This is a genomic window from Streptomyces sp. NPDC003016 (genome assembly GCF_053591455.1).
In genome coordinates this window covers 1-17,592 of sequence record NZ_JBSFTV010000054.1, presented here as the reverse complement: position 1 = coordinate 17,592, position 17,592 = coordinate 1, and the positions used below count along the sequence as shown (strand labels likewise).

The 17,592-nt window shown below is 70.0% G+C and carries 14 protein-coding genes and 4 pseudogenes; 9 read left to right on the top strand and 9 right to left on the bottom strand.

Going from position 1 to position 17,592, the window contains the following annotated elements:
* Positions 1-28 precede the first annotated feature (28 nt).
* Entirely contained in the window at positions 29-451 is a 423-nt protein-coding gene (locus ACWDZ4_RS31635; RefSeq protein ID WP_451511818.1) for a hypothetical protein, read from the bottom strand.
* Positions 452-532: 81 nt separating this feature from the next.
* On the opposite strand from ACWDZ4_RS31635, the gene ACWDZ4_RS31630 reads away from it, so the two are divergent.
* The 4 genes and pseudogenes from ACWDZ4_RS31630 to ACWDZ4_RS31615 form a co-directional block, all read left to right on the top strand.
* Entirely contained in the window at positions 533-856 is a 324-nt protein-coding gene (locus tag ACWDZ4_RS31630) for a hypothetical protein (protein ID WP_451511817.1), read from the top strand.
* Positions 857-1,715: 859 nt separating this feature from the next.
* Positions 1,716-2,225, top strand: a complete 510-nt coding sequence (locus ACWDZ4_RS31625; RefSeq protein WP_451511816.1) for a hypothetical protein — start codon at positions 1,716-1,718, stop codon at positions 2,223-2,225.
* A 276-nt stretch (positions 2,226-2,501) separates the two neighbouring features.
* Positions 2,502-2,864 (top strand): annotated as a pseudogene (locus tag ACWDZ4_RS31620) (transposase); the annotation flags it as partial.
* A 227-nt stretch (positions 2,865-3,091) separates the two neighbouring features.
* A pseudogene (locus ACWDZ4_RS31615) lies at positions 3,092-3,184 on the top strand (hypothetical protein); the annotation flags it as partial.
* A 27-nt stretch (positions 3,185-3,211) separates the two neighbouring features.
* Here ACWDZ4_RS31615 and ACWDZ4_RS31610 read toward each other — a convergent pair.
* The 3 genes and pseudogenes from ACWDZ4_RS31610 to ACWDZ4_RS31600 form a co-directional block, all read right to left on the bottom strand.
* Positions 3,212-3,673: pseudogene (locus ACWDZ4_RS31610) on the bottom strand (hypothetical protein); the annotation flags it as partial.
* Entirely contained in the window at positions 3,603-4,748 is a 1,146-nt protein-coding gene (locus tag ACWDZ4_RS31605) for an IS630 family transposase (RefSeq protein ID WP_451511815.1), read from the bottom strand. The pseudogene ACWDZ4_RS31610 and the gene ACWDZ4_RS31605, both read right to left, overlap by 71 nt.
* Positions 4,749-4,834: 86 nt before the next feature.
* Positions 4,835-5,476: a gamma carbonic anhydrase family protein gene (locus tag ACWDZ4_RS31600; RefSeq protein ID WP_355267934.1), complete on the bottom strand. Its 642-nt coding sequence runs from the start codon at positions 5,474-5,476 to the stop codon at positions 4,835-4,837.
* A gap of 206 nt (positions 5,477-5,682) precedes the next feature.
* On the opposite strand from ACWDZ4_RS31600, the gene ACWDZ4_RS31595 reads away from it, so the two are divergent.
* On the top strand, positions 5,683-6,327 hold the full coding sequence (locus ACWDZ4_RS31595; protein WP_451511814.1) for a hypothetical protein: 645 nt from the start codon (positions 5,683-5,685) through the stop codon (positions 6,325-6,327).
* A gap of 83 nt (positions 6,328-6,410) precedes the next feature.
* On the opposite strand, the pseudogene ACWDZ4_RS31590 reads toward ACWDZ4_RS31595, so the two are convergent.
* Positions 6,411-6,986: pseudogene (locus ACWDZ4_RS31590) on the bottom strand (IS701 family transposase); the annotation flags it as partial.
* Positions 6,987-7,019: 33 nt separating this feature from the next.
* On the opposite strand from ACWDZ4_RS31590, the gene ACWDZ4_RS31585 reads away from it, so the two are divergent.
* A complete protein-coding gene (locus ACWDZ4_RS31585; RefSeq protein ID WP_451511813.1) occupies positions 7,020-7,463 on the top strand; it encodes a CGNR zinc finger domain-containing protein in 444 nt (147 codons plus the stop codon).
* A gap of 209 nt (positions 7,464-7,672) precedes the next feature.
* Complete coding sequence (locus ACWDZ4_RS31580) at positions 7,673-8,878, top strand: IS701 family transposase (RefSeq protein ID WP_451511812.1); 1,206 nt, start codon at positions 7,673-7,675, stop codon at positions 8,876-8,878.
* Here ACWDZ4_RS31580 and ACWDZ4_RS31575 read toward each other — a convergent pair.
* Complete coding sequence (locus ACWDZ4_RS31575; protein ID WP_451511811.1) at positions 8,818-10,782, bottom strand: helix-turn-helix domain-containing protein; 1,965 nt, start codon at positions 10,780-10,782, stop codon at positions 8,818-8,820. The two genes, ACWDZ4_RS31580 and ACWDZ4_RS31575, sit on opposite strands and share 61 nt — an antisense overlap.
* Positions 10,783-11,057: 275 nt before the next feature.
* On the opposite strand from ACWDZ4_RS31575, the gene ACWDZ4_RS31570 reads away from it, so the two are divergent.
* Together ACWDZ4_RS31570 and pabB are read left to right on the top strand one after the other, a co-directional pair.
* Positions 11,058-11,822, top strand: a complete 765-nt coding sequence (locus ACWDZ4_RS31570) for a methyltransferase domain-containing protein (RefSeq protein WP_451511810.1) — start codon at positions 11,058-11,060, stop codon at positions 11,820-11,822.
* A 52-nt stretch (positions 11,823-11,874) separates the two neighbouring features.
* A complete protein-coding gene (pabB, locus tag ACWDZ4_RS31565) occupies positions 11,875-14,037 on the top strand; it encodes an aminodeoxychorismate synthase component I (RefSeq protein WP_451511809.1) in 2,163 nt (720 codons plus the stop codon).
* An 84-nt stretch (positions 14,038-14,121) separates the two neighbouring features.
* Here the strand turns inward: pabB and ACWDZ4_RS31560 are convergent, their stop codons facing one another.
* The 3 genes from ACWDZ4_RS31560 to metF form a co-directional block, all read right to left on the bottom strand.
* Entirely contained in the window at positions 14,122-15,216 is a 1,095-nt protein-coding gene (locus ACWDZ4_RS31560; RefSeq protein ID WP_451511808.1) for a transaldolase family protein, read from the bottom strand.
* Positions 15,217-15,420: 204 nt separating this feature from the next.
* Positions 15,421-16,404 carry a carbohydrate kinase family protein gene (locus tag ACWDZ4_RS31555; protein WP_451511807.1) on the bottom strand — a complete coding sequence of 328 codons (984 nt, stop codon included), beginning with the start codon at positions 16,402-16,404 and terminating at the stop codon, positions 15,421-15,423.
* A gap of 50 nt (positions 16,405-16,454) precedes the next feature.
* Positions 16,455-17,477 (bottom strand): methylenetetrahydrofolate reductase [NAD(P)H], encoded by a 1,023-nt coding sequence (metF, locus tag ACWDZ4_RS31550; protein ID WP_451511806.1) that lies wholly within the window; start codon positions 17,475-17,477, stop codon positions 16,455-16,457.
* Positions 17,478-17,592 lie beyond the last annotated feature (115 nt).

Sequence of the window (17,592 nt, the reverse complement as noted above, 5' to 3'; positions counted from 1 at the left end):
TCCGGGGCGTAGGGGCAGGAATCACCGGTCAACGACGCTGGGGAGAATCTGGGGAGTTTCGGCCGGCGGGCCGGTCTCCCCGCTCCCCCAGCAGACCGTCGATGGTGCCGCGCCCCTTGCTGCCGGCCTCCGGCATGAAGTGAGCATAGTAACCGAGGGTGATCACCGGCGAGGAGTGTCCGAGCCACCGGGCCAGGGTCACGACGGACTCTCCTGCTTCCCACACGATCGAGGCGTAGGTGTGGCGAAGCACGTGGAAACCGTCCTCGGAGGCCGCCGCCCACTGCCAGGGTTTCGCCCCCTCGGCACGTGACGGGATGACGCCGGCCTTGGCCAAGGCCGGCGTCCAGGTGTAGGTGTTCCATGTGTTCACCGCGACGGCGTTGCCGAAGCGCGTGGTGAGCAGGAGGGAGAACTTCTTCCTCTCCCCCTCCGGCTTGCCCCACGGCAACTCCACCCCTACCGGCGGGAAAGCTTCGATGCCAACTGATCGAGCGTCCCGCCACCGTCGCGGCATAGGGTCTGGTGCACCATGACCGACCACCACACCTACGGCACCAGCACCCACACCGTCGGCGAGCCGGTCCGGCTCGTCAGCGACCGCCTCGGGCCGGTCTTCACCGAGCGCGACAGCGATTACCGGGGCATCTACCACCTCGCCAGCAGCCCCGACAGGCGGATCGAGATCCAGCCCAACCCGATCCCCGGCGACAACGGCGAAGACGACCTCTACGCTCCGGAACACCCGACGGCGCAAGTGCTGTTGCTCGCCACCACGCCGGTTGCGGAACCCGCCCTGCAGGCCCGCATGGGCTCCATCGAAGGGCTCATCCATCTGAACCACGAGACCGTGTGAACAGCAACTGATCCACAGCTTTTGACAATTGCTCGCGCCCGCCCCACTACGACACTGCCCGGCAGTGGATTCCAGGTCAGGTCCGTAGTGCTAATGGCTGTTGTCGTTTCGATCTTGAGGGCTGCGCGTCGAACAGGAGTCTCGATGCGATGGCGAGGACGTAGGACAGCTCGATCCCGGTTCGTGCTTCGTCGTCCCAGCTGCCTGCGGGCCGGATGGTGAGGGCCGTGTATACGGACCGCGCGGCGACCGTGTGAAGGGGTACCAGCGGGAGCGCCATGACCCACCGCAGACAGCCGTCGTCACCGGCCGTCCCGGCGACGTCGGGCCGATCGGACACCACTGGAGAGCCCCCTTGGCGTCGTCGGGGTTCTTGGCGAAGGCCAGTCCCCGTCCGTAGGCATGGACGTCGTCGCCCTGCCGGTGCTGTCCACCGTGTACCGTGCCGCCAGTTTCTGGCGCTGCCCGGACCGCGTCTTCCGGGGCCGCGGGAGGTCCTCGCGGTGACCCGGGCCGGTCACCTCGCCTCGGGCGGCCACGTACGGGCCATCGCCGCAGGACGCTTCCGGGGCGACGGAGGCTGAGCGAATCCGGCCCCGCGCACGGGGACACCCGGCGGCTGCTGAAGGTGATGACCCACAAGGGATGAGTACGCGTACTCAAGCGGGGCGAGCGGCGACGGCCGGAGACTCCGCCTATGGCGCAAAACCGTTTCTCCGTCAAAGCGTTCGCCCGTCCCCGTCATGGCCTTGCGACTGTCTCTCTCGTCTCTCTCATCTCCCTGGCACTCACCGGCTGCGGAAACGAGCTGAACGGCGGTGCCCCGCAGGGGAGGGTGACCAGGAGCGTCGCCCCCGAGGTGAGCCCCACACAGCCGTCCCCTGAGCAGAAGGCGTTCTCGGCGATGCTCACCACGTACGCGCAGACGTGCCCTCCGCCCGGCGGGAGGCCGTTGGCACCGTCCGGAGAACCGACCGCTCCGGAGCCGGTGCTGAACCTCGCCCCTGGGGAGACGCCCCCGACCGGCCCGATCGAACCCGCCCCTCCCACAGGGCCTGAGACGGAGTTGAACCGCCGCGACTGGTGCGCGAGCGTCCACCACGAACAGCGCATCATCGAGGCGCTGCAGAAGGTCGCGGAGCCTACCCCCGCCAAGGTCCGGAAGACCCTGAACGACTTCGGCTACATCGACGAACACATCCACGGTCTGAAGCAGGACGGCAACACCACGCGCTTCTACCTCGACCTGCGCGAGAGCGGCGGCCGGCTGTGCGAGGCGGGCCTGGCGGCGGGCGAGACAACGGACGTCACCCCGTGCGTGGCCCCCGCCACCGGGCCCTTCACCGTCACGTCAGAGAAGCGACCGTGACGCCGTGACGGTGGCCCGCACCGCGGACGGTGACACTGCGGCGTGACCCACGCCCCCACCCCTTCGCGACCACACCAGGCGCCGCTCGCAGGACGGCCAGGGGCTGCACCCGCCCGGGCGGCAGTCCCGGAACGGGCCGATCAGGAAACCGACCAGGCCCGGCGAGGGGGGCCTGTCGACCACTGTTCACCGCCTCCACCGGCCCGTCGCGGCACGCCCGTCCGGGCTGCGCGTCGAACGGGAGTCTCGATCGGGTGATCGCGGCTGGCCGCAGGCATGAAGGCGGGGCCCCTTGGTAGCTCGGGGTTGCGAAGCCAACCGACGATCCAGGAGACCCTGTTGCCGCAGTTCTACGCGTTCGCGCCGGTGGAGTTGAACTCGGGTTCTCCGTCGTGTGATTGTGTCGCCCACCGGTTCGGAAACGCAGCCGATCACCCGGAACGTGTTCGTCGGTATCCGTCGGAGATGACGGACGCGGAATGGGCGGCGGTCCAGCCGCTGCTGCCGGTGCCGGGGTGGGTGCGTGGCCGGGGCGGGCAGCCGGAGGCGTACTGCCACCGGGCGATGCTGGACGCGATCCGCTACCTCGTGGACAACGGCATCAAGTGGCGGGCGATGCCGGCGGACTTCCCACGGTGGGACCGCGTGTACGCCTTCTTTCGCAGGTGGCGTGAGCACGGCCTGGTCAGGGAGTTCCACGATCGGCTGCGTGGACAGGTCCGCCAGACGCTGGGCAGGGACGCGGAGCCGAGTGCGGGTGTGATCGACTCGCAGTCCGTCAAAGCGGACGCCGTCGTCGGCGCCGACAGCCGCGGTTCGACGCCGGCAAGCTGGTCAACGGGCGTAAGCGGCACGTCGTGGTCGACATGCTCGGTCTACTGTTCGCGGTGGTGGTCACCGCCGCGGACACAGGAGACCGCACCGCCGCCCAGGTCCTGCCGGCTCAGGTCGCCGGCACACACCACCGGCTGAACCTCGTCTGGGCCGATGGCGGATACATTCGACCGCAGTGCCTCCACCTTCGCCGACACCGCATCCAGGCCGAACAGGGCGGCCATCTCCTGGCACGTCAGCGGCCCTTGATGGAGCCGATGCCGGTCCTCGAGCACCCGCAGGATGCGCTGGTAGTCCACCGACAGCACCGATGAGTCCAGCCCGCCGTGCCCTACAGGCACCTGCGACTTCGGCTTCACGGCCCTCGGTGCCGACGGTGCCTCCTCCCTCTGTCCCTCTGCCGGCGCCGCCCGCTCGGCCTGGTCGTACTCGGCGGCTTCGCCCCCGGGGGCCAGCACCTCACCGATCCGCGAGCGGGCGATCACCCACTCTTTCCAGTTCCGCTCGGCCACGGCCAGCTCGGCTTGGACGCGGTCGGCTTCCTCACGCGGCTCGTCCACACGACGACGGGCGACGAGCTCGCGCTGTTCCAGCAACCCCATGACCGACGGCATCCACGGCCTCCCCAAGAGCGATCAATACGACAAGCCACTCCTTGTGGCTGGCATGGTCCGTGCCGTCCAGCGCGAAGTAGCGCGGGGCGGTGAACTGGGCCTCGATGCGGTTGAGCCAGGAGCTGTTGGTCGGCGTGTAGGCGAACTCGACGTTGTTGGCTGCGGCTCGGTCGCCGACCCGGGAGTCCTTCTTCGTGGTCAGGTGCGGGGAAAAGTTGTCGAGCACGATCGCGATCCGGACCTCGGGCCGGTGGAGGCCGCGCAGGTAGCGGCAGAACTCCAGGAACCTCGTGCGGTGCTTTCTCGGCTTGATGTGGCCGTAGAGCTGGTCCTTGCCCAGGTCGTAGGCGGCGAACAGGTGCATGACCCCGTGCGGGCGGGTGCAGGTCGCCCGACGGCGGGGCCTTGGCTCCCGGTCGGGGTCCTTGTGCTTCCCGCCGCGCTCGGCCCACTGCCGGCCCGGGTGCGGCTGGAGGCTGAGCGGGCCGAACTCGTCAAGGCAGAACACGACTTCGAGCTCGCCTTCCTCGGGCATGACCTCGCCGTCGGCGATGGCGTAGAGGTGCTCGACGCGGGCCTTCTTGGCGGCATAGTCGGGGTCACGGAAGGTCTTCCAAGTCTTTGTGCGTGGAAACGAGACGCCCTCCTCGCGGAGCAGGACCCGAAGGCCCTCGTGGCTGATGTCGTCGACCACCCCCTCGGCGACCAGGAAGTCGGCCAGCTTGGCCAGGCTCCAGGTCGAGAAGGGAAGGCCGTGCTCGGCCGGCTTGGACTTGGCGATCTTCTTGATCTCACGGCGTTCTGGGAGGGTGAACATCTTGGGCCGGCCGCCCTTGTACTTCGGGCAGAGGGAGTCGAAGCCGTCGGCGTTGAAGTTGTGGATCACGTCCCGGACCCGGTCTGCGCTGGTGAACGTCACCTCGGCGATCTTCGCCACCGGCATGCCCTGCGCGGGCAGCGGCACCATCTGGGCCCGCCGCCAGGTCGCCACCGACCCGGTGCCCCTGCGGACGATCCGCAGCAGCCGCCGACCCTCGTCGTCATCGATCTCGCGGATACGTACTCGTTCGGCCACCAGCACAGCGTGCCGGAAGCGCGCCGCCGGAGTGGAATCCGGACGGTGCGTCACCTCAGCACAGCACAAGGGTCACTGATGCGGCGCTAGCCGAGATTCAGAACCTCATCGTCCGCGTGCGTGCCGAACTCGGCGACGCGCACCTCCGCGATCTGCTCGTACCGGCTGATCCGGTCGGTCCACTCCGCGTCGACACCGAACGCCACCTGCGCGAAGCCCACCCGGCCGACGGCCTCGGCCAAGCCCGGATCACCAGGGGCCAGCAGCCGCACCGGCGCGTCAAGCGCCACGGTGTGCGGCGGCACGAAGTACTCGTCCGGCAGAACGGTGCGCGCATGGACGAGCGCGCCGACAGCGACAACCGAGCCAGCCCCCAACCGTGCGCACTGCAGAACCGTCGCCGTGGTCGCCACGTAGACGCACCTGCCGACCTCGCAGCCCAGCAGCGTGGCATGCGGCCCCACGAAGACGTGGTCGCCGACAAGCACCGGCTGATCGCCAGCGACCGCAGACCCGCGCAGCACCGCGTTCTCGCAGATCACCGCCGCCTCCCCGACCTCGACCCGAGACCCCTCGGCATCGAGCACCGCACCGTACATCACCCGCGCCCTCGGCCCCACGCGGACATCACCGACCAGCGTGGCCGTCGGGGCGACGTAGGCGGTGGGATGGACCTGCGGTTCATGTCCGCGATGCCGAATGCGGATTCCCTGCGTTTCAGCGATCATGAGCGGATTCTCGCCCGACCGTCCGCGAGCATGCTGGCGGTTTTCAGACATCGCGTTCGTCGAGACCTGTGCCATCCGCGATCTGAGGCACTACAGGGCGAACGTTGGCTGATGCGGCACCAGAGTGCCCTGCCACATGACGCGAGCACGATCCAGCGGGGGAAGATCCGCATGCAATGTCACTACCGGCGCAGCGGAGAGACCGGATGAGCAACAGCGAAGCGGCAGACGTCATGTCCGCGTGGGCCCGCGTCGAATCCTGGCTACGCGAGTACGCCCCTGCCTCGCACGCTTCGATTCTTCCCCCGGCCACCGAGGCCGAGACAGAGGAAGCAGAAAGCCAGCTCAGGCATCACTGCGGGTACGGCTTCCCGCCCGAGCTGGTCGCCCTGTGGAGGGTGGCCGGCGGGGTGCGGCAGCTCGACATCGACGAGTACGACGAAGAGGGCGAGGTGGGCACTGGGCAGTTCCTGCCTCACGGGCTGCTGCTCACTCCTGCTCAGTCGGTCCGGCCACGGCTGGCCGGCTTCGACTACCGGGGCAAGGACTATTGGGAGGGCGCGCAGTGGGCTGCTCCCTTCGGCAACTACTCCGAAGCGACCGACACCGGCTTGTACCTGTCGGCCACCGGGCTCGGTAAGTGGAGCAGCTACGAGGGCATGTTCATGGGAGAGCCGCTGTATCCGTCGATCACCGCGTACTTGGAAGCCGTCGCCCGGACCCTCGTCGAAGGCCCGGCCGAGCGGATGGGTTCCAATGTTCCTGGAATTGTGTACGGCTGTCTGATCTGGCAGGACCCGCAGTCTCCGCGACTGGACGAGACGGCCGCCGACTGGCGGCCCGTGCACTAGAAAAAGAGGCATCCCCCACCCCGTCCCGGGTGGGGGATGCCTGCTTCACCGCAGTCGGCTTACGCAGTCGATTCCCCGCTGGGCAGGCCGGCCCGCAGGCGGGCATTGGTGCCGTAGGCGGCATCGGCCACCACGACCGGCGGCCTCATGCACCAGCCTGCCAGTTCATCGGGCATGTCCAGAGCCAGCCGCCACTTCTCGCGGTGCCCAGCTTCGGGCGGAACGCGGGTGACGGTCCTGCGGTGGGTGTCCGCCACCCACTCCTTGGGCAGGAACAACCGCCACTGCAACGGACAGGAAGCGGTGTCACCGACGGCGTGGACGCTGACCGCGACCTGGCAGTTGGCGCGTTTGCCCAGGGCTCCGCAGCACTGCGGAGCCACGGCGACCGGCATTCTCCCGTCCTTGGGCACCGCCACGTCGTCGATCACCCAGGCCGTCGGGGCGGTCAGCGGCAGCATCCGCTCCGCGAACCGCCGCTGCACCGCCACCGGGTCCCAGGTGGACTGGTTCACGAACTGCTGCAGGTTCTGCTCGTTGCCGTCCGGCAGCCTCGAGGCGATGGCCCGGATCGACTTGCGGCGGCTGTCCAGCCTCAGTCCCCGCAGGTAGCGGTTGCCCGTGGCCCGCAGGCGTTGGCGCGCTTCCTGGAAGAACACGAAGTACGACTTGACGCCCTGCCCCGGGGTGCCTTGCCCACAGACAGGGACTTCGCCCAGGTTCTCGCGCTGCGCACGCAGACGCGCGTCCTGCTGGAGAGCGACGAGGACGAGGTGGCCGAAGGCGCGAACGAGCTGACCGCACGGGCGCTCACCGGCCTGTCCCTGCTCCGGGGCCCCACGGGGGACTGGGAGTGGCACGTGGCCACCGGCCCGCGGGCCTCCCTGTCCGACGAACTCGGCGCCCTCGTGGGCATCGGACTACTCGGCGTGCTGCACACCCTCAGCCACAACCGCTTCCGGCACTGCGCCTCGCCGGTGTGGGCGGGCATGTGCATCGACACCAGCAAGGCAGGCCGCCGCCGCTACTGCATGCCCGGCCTGTGCGGGAACCGGCAGAACGTGGCCGACTACCGAGCCCGCCACCAGGAGAGCGAGGCACAGCCGGGCCGCAGGAGCGTCACCGGCACGCGGTGAACCGGCGGCAGGCATCGCGGGGGTGGTGACCCGGGCACCACCCCTGCGACGCCATCCGTGCGTTCGGGGCTGCGAGCAGAGTCGGCGATGGTGACCCGGTCACCACCCGGCCCGGGTGAGGTGTCCCCGTCACACCTGGCTGCGGACGGCCGACTGCACGAAACCTGGTGTGAGTGCGTAGAACACCCCGTGCACCAGGAGGCGCCTCCATGGCCCACACCACATCGCTCCAGGAACCCGCTCATCACACGCGCCTGACGCGACATCACGTCACTGCCCCATCGGACGTCGTCACCGACCTCTGCGCCGCCCTCTTCGCCAGGCTCCGCGGCTACGACCAGCGCGTCCGGGCGCGGCAGTACATGGACGGGCTCCTGCAGGCCGAGGGGCGCAAGTCGATCGCGAACATCGCGGCCTCGGTCGGCGTACCGGGGGACGAGCAGCGGCTGCACCACTTCGTCAACAGTTCCCGCTGGGCGGTGAGCCCGGTGCGCAGGGCACTGGCGGCTTACCTCGGCGGAATCGACCCCGCCTCCGTCTGGGTGGCCCTGCCGGTGTCCATCCCCAAGACGGGCAGGCGGATGGTGGGGGTGTCCCCGCACTTCTCCGCCGAGGCCGGCCAACAGGTCGTTGGGCAGCGGGCATACGGCATGTGGTACGCCTCCGAGCGGATGGTCGCGCCGGTCAGCTGGCGGCTCGGCCTGCCCGGCACCGCCCCCGAACCGCAGCGCCCCTGCCAGGAACTCCCGGACGGACTCGGCGCCTCCGCCGCCCATGGCTGCGTCGCGGACCTCCTCGACGACGTCCCTTCGTGGCAGGACGTCCCGCGGCTGATCGTGACCGACGCCCGGGGCGACGACGAACGGGCCCAGCTGGCGCGGTTGCTGAGACGCATGTCCCCGGTCGCCGTGCGCATCAGCGGGCACACGCTGCTCGCCGTGGGCGACCGGCGCCGGGGGGCCAGGAGCGTCGGGCGCCTCGCCCCGGCCCGCTCGGCTCTCGACCGGGCGCGCCGGGCGCGTCCGGTGGGCCTCCCGCCGTACGGGGAGGACTCGTGCGCACCCGTGACCGCCACCGCGAGCGTGCGTCTTCCCGGTCTGCGGGAGACAGGGCGTCCAGGCACGGCGAGCGGGCTCGTCCTTCTCGGCGTGTGGCACGAACTGCGCGGCGAGCCCGCCGAGTTGTGGCTCACCAATGTCCAATGTCCCTCGTCGCGCGCCCTGTTGCGTGCGACCCGGCTGGCTCACCGGGTCGACGCCGGGTGGCGCGCTCGCGGCAGGGACGTGGGGCTGCGGGACTACGAGGGGCGCTCCTTCCAGGGGTGGCACCGGCACATGACTCTGGCGTCCTGTGCCTACGCGATGGCGGAGTTGCGGTCCGCCGGGGCCTCGGGCGGCTCCTCCCTGGTCGCCTGAACGGTCGCGCCGTCCCTCTTCTGCAGCAGTACGTCGTGCGTGCGGTGCAGCCGGAGCGCCACCTGCACGTCGAGCGCCCGCTCCGGCTTGAGCCAGTCGGCGCCCAGGAGTTCGGTGATCCGCTCCAGTCGGCGGGAGACGGTGTTGGGATGGACGTGGAGCGCCTCCGCCGCGTGCCGCGGGCTGCCACCGGCGGCGAAGTACTCGTCGAGGGTCCTGGTGAGTTCGGTGGAGCGCTGGGCGTCGTAGTCGAGGACCGGTCCGATCGTGGCCTCGATGAAGCTCGCGGCGTCCCGGTTGTCCGAGAGGAGCACTCCGAGGAAACCCAGGTCTTCGGTGGACGCGTAACCGCCGACGCTGTTGAGGGAGACCAGCGCATCCAGGCAGCGCAGCGCCTCCTGGTGGGCCTGCTGGATCAGGGCGGGGCTGGAGACCGGGCCCGCCGCTCCCACCGTCACCGGGTGGTCGAGAAGGGGGGAGAGTTCGGTGGAGACCTCGGCGGCCGCGACACTGGAGTCGGCGGAGGGCAGCAGCAGCGCGATGCAGCCGTTCTGAATGCTCCGCAGCCCGTCCATCCGCCGTGCGTAGGCCGCCGCCCAACTGGCCGCCCTGCCCTGGGTGCCGCTTTCCGGCCGTACGACCACGACGACGTGCGGCCGTTCGAGGTCGACGCTCAGTCTCCGGGCCCGCTGGACGAACTGCTGGGCGGACCGGTGCGGCGCGACGAGCAGGTCCTCGAACAGCTCGTCGCGGAACGGGCTCGCGGCGGCCGCCTCACCGCGGTGCATCTGGAGCAGCACCGCGACCGACTGGGCCGCCAGCCGTAAGGAGGTCTCACCTTGGCCGTCCAGTGGCTCACGGGGATGCACGAGCAGGACGGCGAGCTCTTCGCCCCCCGCCGTCACCGGCACGACCCAGGTGCCCGTGGCGAGGACGACGGGCACGCGCCGTGCGGACACCGTTCGGGACGCCTCCCACACTTCGGCCTCGTTCACCGCGGGAATCGTTCCGGAGCCCGCGAGCGGCCGGTACTCCATGTCGCGCACCCACACCGCGCCGTGGAACACCTCGGCGACCTCGTCGACGAGGGCGCTCAGGCTGCCTCCGCCGAGAGCGCGGTCGACCAGAGCAGCGTGCTGCTCCGCGAGCCTTCGGAGCACGTCCAGCTGCGAGGTGATCTGCGACGTGCCGAACTGGAGGCTGAGCACATCGGCGTGGCTCCTCTCCAGGGTGCGCGTCTTCTCGATGGCCACGGCGGCCATGTCTCCCAGCGAGCTCATCAAGGAGACGTCACCGACGGTGAAGTGCCGCACGTTGCGGTCCGCGGCGTACAGCACTCCGAAGGTGTTGTCGCCGAACTTCAGCGGCGCCGCGATGACGGCTCGCAGCCCCTCGGCCCTGACCACCTCGTCCAGGACCGTGGCGTGCTCCATCCGGTCGTCGACGAGGTAGTCGGCGCTCCACATCGGTATGGACTCCTTGATGGCCTTGTCGCCCAGGCCCGCCGAGTACGGGACGCGGTAGCCCACGGTGAGCGCGGACGCGTGGCCGTCCGCAGTGCGGACGAAGCTGTCTCCCGCCTCGGCGTCACGGAAGCTGATGTACGACATGTCAAGCCCGAGCAGCGTCCGGGTACGCCGGGTGATGGTCGCCAGCAGGGCGTCGAGATCGTAGGGAAGGGTCAGGTCGCGCACGGTGTCCACGAGCGCGGACAGTTCGGCCTCGCGCCGCTGACGACGCGAGAACAAGGCGTGGATGCCGGCGGCCATGAGCCCCGCCCGCTCCAGATGCTGCACCTCATCGGCTCCTGCGACGCCTTGCCGTGCCCGCCGAAGCAGCTCCTCGATCTCGGTCAGCGGCGCCTCTGCGGCGAGCAGTTCGAGAACTCCGAGCATCTCTCGCATACCGGAATGTTCGGCTGAATTCATCTATTGGTTGCCTTACCCGACAGAGCGTGCGCGCTATTCGCTCGCGCTCGCTGACCAACACGACTGTCCCTGCGGGCACCTTCCCCGAAGGCCACCAATATCGCACATGTGGCGAGCGTCACACACAATAGACGGTGTTCACGTCACCATCGTCGCAGCCAGACCTGTCACCGGGTCACCTTCCTGAACGGCCGAAGCCGTAGAAGAGTAAATGACCGGTCAGGATTCACTCCCAGAGTCCCGGAGGTCTGATGCTCGAAGTGCAAAGTTACCTAAAGTCCCTGGAACGCAGCAAGCTGTCGATGACCAACCCGGACCGCCCTCGAGTCTTCTCTCTTTCCGGTCGCGAGTGGGATCTGCTGGACGAGGTGTTCGCGCCGGTCTATTCCCCCTCGACCAGCATTTCCCTCGAATTCCTCGGGCTCACCGACCCGAATCCTGGGGCCGCACCCTCCTCTTTCCTGGAGATCGGCTGCGGCTCCGGCGTCATCTCCGTCCAGGCCGCGCTGTCCCATTGCACGACGGTGGCAACGGACATCAATCACCACGCCGTCGAGAACACCAGGATGAACGCCGAGCGGCACGGCGTCACCCACCGTCTGAAGGCGCTGCACAGCGATCTGTTCGACGCACTCGACCCCGACACCCGGTTCGACCGGATCTTCTGGAGCTCCAACTACGTGCTGGCTCCGCCGGACTACTCCTACGGGTCGGTCCACGAACGCGCCTACATGGACGCCGGATACCGCACCCACCGCAGGTATCTCGAACAGGCGGTGCATCACCTGACCGACACCGGGTCCGCCCTGCTGCATTTCTGCGAACGGGGCAATGCGGCCGAGCTGGCGGGCATTGCCGAGGAGTGCGGCCGTGAACTGCGGGTACTGCGCCGCCGCACGGTCCTCGAAGGAACCGATCCAATCGAGCACCTCCTGCTCGAAGTGGTTCCGGCGGAGAGCCGGCCCTCCCGGAACTCCGGTCGTGACACCGGCTTCGGCCAGCTGGTACGGGTCTGATCTCCCGCAGCGCCGGCCCGCCCGCCACGACTCCCAGGAGACTTCAGCACCGATGCGCACTCTGCTGGTCGACAACCACGACTCCTTCACCTACAACCTGTTCGACTACCTGGCGCAGATTTCCGGAGAAGAGCCGACGGTCGTCCGCAACGACGACACACAGTGGCGCATCGCGCACCTCGGGGACTTCGACCGAGTGGTCATTTCACCGGGTCCGGGGAGCGCCGCACGCCCGGCCGATTTCGGCATCTGTCGGGACATTGTTCGCGAGACACAGATTCCTCTGCTCGGAGTATGTCTCGGGCATCAGGGAATCGCTCTGACCAGTGGCGGAAAAGTGGCCCTGGCACCGGAACCCCGGCACGGGCGTATTTCCCCTGTATTGCACACGGGAACAGGAGTGTTCGCCGGACTGCCCTCTCCGTTCGACGTCGCACGTTATCATTCTCTCGCCGTCACCCGGCTGCCCGACGAACTCGAAGCGACGGCGTGGACGCCCGACGGAATTCTCATGGCTATGCGACACAGAGACCGTCCGCTGCACGGAGTCCAATTCCATCCGGAATCGATCGGGACGGAATGGGGAATGCAGCTCCTCAGGAATTTCGTAGACCTTTCGCCGGGCCGGAGGCCATGGGTCTCGGGCGCGCTCGGCGGCGTCCGGCAGCAGGATTCCGGGGCCTCTCGGGACTCCGGTCTCCCGCAGGAGGACGCGGCCGATGCGGAGCCGCAATCCGTTCCGCGACGCCGGTTGCGCGTCCGTGCGGAGCGGTTTCAGACCCGGTGGGACGCCGAAGTCGTCTTCCAGCACCTGTACTCAGCGGCCACCAGGTCCTTCTGGCTGGACAGCGCCGGCACCACCGGTGAACTTGGCCGGTTCTCGTTCATGGGCGATGCCTCGGGCCCGCTCGCCCGCGTGGCCACTGCCGACGTGTCCAGCCGCACGGTCCACGTGGACTCCCGCAGCGGAGCGAAGATCGTCACCGGCGACTTCCTGAGCTGGCTCGACGAGGACCTGCGCGGCACGGACACCCGGGTGCCGGAGCTGCCCTTCGCGTTCGCACTCGGCTGGGTCGGCTGCCTGGGGTACGGGCTGAACCCCGCATCCGGCGCGGCCCCGGCGCACCCTTCGCCGGAGCCGGACGCGGCGATGCTCTTCGCCGACCGCGCCGTGGTCTTCGACCACCGGGAGGGCACCACCCACCTCCTCGCCCTGGAGGAGGAGCCGGGCACGGCGCACCCCTGGCTGGTGGAGACCGCCCGTCGCCTCGAAGCCCTCGCGGGCCTCGACCGGGGCCCCGCTCCCGCACCGCCCGCCCGCGACGTGCAGCTGGAACTGCGGCACGACCGGCAGGAATACCTGAACCTGATCAAGTCTTGCCAGACGGAGCTGCGGTCCGGCGAGTCGTACGAGATCTGCCTCACCAACATGGCGTCGGCGCGTGTGGACCTCGACCCGTGGCAGAGCTACCGGCATCTGCGCAGGGTCGCTCCCTCCCCGTTCGCGGCACTGCTGAGGTTCGACGAACTGTCGGTGCTGAGCAGTTCCCCGGAGCGTTTCCTGCGCGTCGGTGCCGACGGCGCCGCGGAGTCACGGCCCATCAAGGGCACCAGGCCGCGCGGAAGCACACCCGAGCAGGACGCCGCACTGGCCGATGAACTGCGCCACGACGAGAAGGAGTTAGCGGAGAACCTGATGATCGTCGACCTGGTGCGCAACGATCTGAGACGGTGCGCGAAGACCGGTTCGGTCGCCGCCGACGACGTCTTCCGCGTGGAGACGTTCGCCACCGTCCACCAGCTCGTCAGTACCGTGACCGCCACCCTGGACTCCCGCAGCAGTGCCGTCGACTGTGTACGTGCGGCGCACCCCGGCGGTTCCATGACCGGGGCTCCCAAGGAAAGGACCATGCAGATCATCGACCGGCTCGAAGGCGGCCCGCGAGGCATCTACGCGGGCGCCGTCGGGTACTTCTCCCTCACCGGGGCGGCCGACCTGAGCATCGTCATCCGCACGGCCGTCCTCACGCCCGGCCTGGTGCGGTACGGAATCGGTGGGGCGATCACCGCGCTGTCGGACCCGGAGGCCGAGTTCGAGGAGACCGCCGTCAAGGCGGCCCCGCTGCTGGCCCTGCTGGGGGCCGAGTTCCCCGGCCGCGTCCCCGGCCGCGCCACCGCCCCTGCGGCCTCGTTCCCCGAGACGTTCCGCGCCTGACCTGGCACCCGACCCGATACGGACCCGCACGGAAGCCGGCCCGGGCACGTCCGTCTGGGCCGGCATCCGTGCGGCAGCCGCCCCTCAACGGCGCTCCTGCAGCAAGTCGACGAGCGCCGCCGTGTCCTGTGCCCGTTCGCGCAGCTCCGTGGCAGCCAGTTCCGTGGCGACCTCCTCGACGCCCGCGCCCCTGTTCCGCAGCTCCGTCAGGTGTGCCTGCGCGGCTACGGACTCCCCCGAGAGCGTGTCGCCGTGCAGCCTGCCCAGCCGGGCCACCGCGTCGAGGGTCCGTTCCGACATCGCCTGGACGGTGTTCCAGGCCACCATGTCCTCCACCCGGCGAACCGCCGCCGTGCGGTCCGTCTCACCGGCATCCGGCCAGAGCAACCGTTGCGGAGTGGCCCCCGCGTTGCGGAGCCTGCGCCAGTCGCGCGTGCCGAGGCGCTCCTCGTACAGGTGGTACACGGCGCGGGCGAGAGCCAGCGCAGACCCGCCGCGCGGTACGACGGTGTCCGCCCGCTCGTGGAGCGCCGCCTCCGTCCTGGCCGCGTCGAAGGACGCCACCGAGCCGCAGGCCGGCGGGCGTCCGGCGGCGAGGGCCCGGCCGAGCCCCTCGAAGTAGGCGTCGGCAGCGTCCTCGTAGCGACGCGGCGAGTATAGGTGGCTGACGTTGACCGCGATCCCCTGCGCGAGGCAGCCGCTCACCACTTGCAGGCCGGCCGCGGTGCCAGGCACCGTGATCAGCAGGTTGGGGCGGTTCACCGCGTCGGTCAGGGCCCGAGCCCCGGCGAGCGAGCCGGGGGCGTCGTCGGCGGACCTCGGATCCAGTTCGGCGCACACCCAGCCGTCCGCGCCACGCGTCGACGCGAACCGCTCCGCGAGCACGTCGCAGGCCAGGCGGACGTCGTACCGGTGCAGTGCCCACAGGGCCACCTCGGCGCCGACGCCCCGCTCGCCGAGCAGGTCGAGCTGTTCGCGGTAGGCAGTGCCCTCCCGCACTTCGCGCCCGAGTTCCCGCAGCGGCAGCAGGGCGCCTGTCACCGGCGCCTCCGAGACCAGGCGCCTCAGGGTTCCGTCCACGAGGGACCGGCGGGTGACTCCGTCCAGCCAGACGGAGACCCCTTCGTGCACCAGTTCCGCCAGCGCGGAGCCGCTACCAGCTGTCTCTGCTTCGACCACTGCTCGCTCACTCTTCCCTTCGCCCGGCGGCCGCCGCGGACGTCGCGGCCCCGGCATCGTCGGCGTGCGCGTCAGTGTCGGCGGCCGGAAAGGCCCACGCTCCGCTGGTCGGCGCCGACTGCTCCCACGGGAGAGGGCGGCCCCTCCTGTACGTCAGGTACGTCGCCCAGCTCGCGACGAGCACAAGGACGCTGGCGGTCACGATCACCCCAGCCGCTCCAGGTGCGGGGCCAGCACGGTGCCCACGGATTCTCCGTACGTCGCGGTGACGCGAGCCAGCAGGTCCTGCGCAGACGCCCGGTAGAGCTGGGAACCCACGGTCTCCAGCGCCTCGGTGGCGAGTGCACAGCCGAGCGGGACCGCCGTGTCGGGCGTAAGTTCCCAGCCGATGGCGGCGAGGAAGCCCGCCCGGAAGGCGTCGCCCGCGCCGGTGGGGTCCGCCACGCCGCCCGACGGCACGGCGGGGAAGGTCTCTCGCATCCCGTCGGCGGTGTCCAGGTGGACGCCCTCGGCGCCGTGCGTGACGATCCAGGCGCCCACCCGGGAGAGGATCTCCTCCCGGCTCCAGCCGCTCAACTCGACCAGGAGCGCGGCCTCGTAGGCGTTGGTGAACAGCCACCGCGCCCCGGTGACGAACAGTCGCGCCTCGTCGCGGGTGAGCCGGGCGAGCTGCTGCGAGGGGTCGGCCGCGAACGGTATGCCCAGCTCCACGCACTGCCTCGTGTGCCGGAGCATCGCGTCGGGAGCGTTGGGGGCGACCAGCACCAGGTCCAAGCCGCCCGTCCGGTCGGCGAGAGCGGCGAGGTCGATCCGGGCCGCCTCGGCCATGGCCCCGGAGTAGAACGAGGCGAGCTGATTCTGGTCCTGGTCCGTGGTGCACATGAAGCGTGCGGTGCCCAGCCGGCCGGAGACATGGACGTGCTCGGTGTCGACGCCGTTGTCTTTGAGCCAGACTCGGTAGTCGTCGAAGTCCGCCCCCACCGCGCCGACCAGAAACGGGGTCAGTCCCAGCCTGCCCAGTCCGAAGGCGATGTTCGCTGCGACCCCGCCCCGCCGCACCTCCAGGTCGTCGACGAGGAAGGAGAGGGAGAGGTGGTCGAGGTGGTCCGGCACCAGTTGGTCGGTGAACCGGCCGGGAAAGGTCATGAGGTGGTCGGTGGCGATGGAACCGGTGATGGCAATGCGCACAGCATCTCCCCAGGCATGCTTTCGGTGGTCGTCGTGGGCCGCTCCGCCTCTCAGCGGCGGCGGGTCCGTACTCGGTCGATGGCGGGCGGGGCGGACCGGGCACGCGCCGGTCGCGCGGCGGGCCCGACAGGCGTCCCCTCTCCCGCGCACCCCGCGCACCCCGCGCACCCCGCGCACCCCGCGCCGAGAACGCCGCGGTGGACGTCGAAGACGGCGCCGGAGCGGTTGAGGGTGATGTAGTGGAGCCCCGGCGCGCCTTCGGCCAGCAGTCGGCGGCCCATCGCGGTCGCGTGCTCCACACCGATCCGGTACGAGGCGTCCTTGTCACCCCTGGCCGACTCAAGGCGGCGTGCGAGACCGGCCGGGAACACGGCACCGCTGAGCTGCGCGAACCGGGCGGCCTGGCGGACGTCGGTGGCCGGCATGATCTCCGGGATGATCGGGACGTCGCATCCCGCGGCCGTCACCCGGTCACGCAGCCTGAGGTAGTCCTCCACGTCGAAGAACATCTGCGTGATCGCGTAGTCGGCGCCCGCCCGGCACTTGGCGACGAAGTGCCGGATGTCGCTGTCCCAGTCGGGCGACCGCGGGTGCCGTTCGGGGAAGGCCGCGACTCCCACGGTAAAGTTCCCCAACGACCGGACCAGCTCCACGAGTTCGTACGCGTGACGCAGTCCCTGCGGGTGCGCGGTCCACTCGCCCCCCGGGTCACCGGGCGGGTCGCCACGGAGCACCAGAATGTCCCGGATGCCGGCGTCCGCGTACTGGCCGACGATCGCGCGCAGTTCGGCCACCGAGTGACCGACGGCGGTGAGGTGGGCGACCGGGCGCAGTGTCGACTCCGCCGCGATACGCCGGGTGACCTCGACCGTGCGGTCCCTCGAGGAGCCGCCGGCCCCGTAGGTGACCGACACGAACGCGGGCGACAGCGACTCGGCCCGCCGGATCACCTGCCACAGGGACCGGTCCCCCGCCTCGCTCCGCGCCGGGAAGAACTCGAAGGAGAAGGAGTACGGGGCGCCGGCCGTCGGGAGCGGCGCGCCCTTGCCCGTCCGATGCTGCGGATGCTCCACGGCTCACACTCCCGTGGCGGTGCGCAGGGCGTCGACGCGGTCGGTGCGCTCCCAGGTGAAGTCGGGAAGCTCGCGGCCGAAGTGGCCGTACGCCGCGGTCTGGGCGTAGACCGGA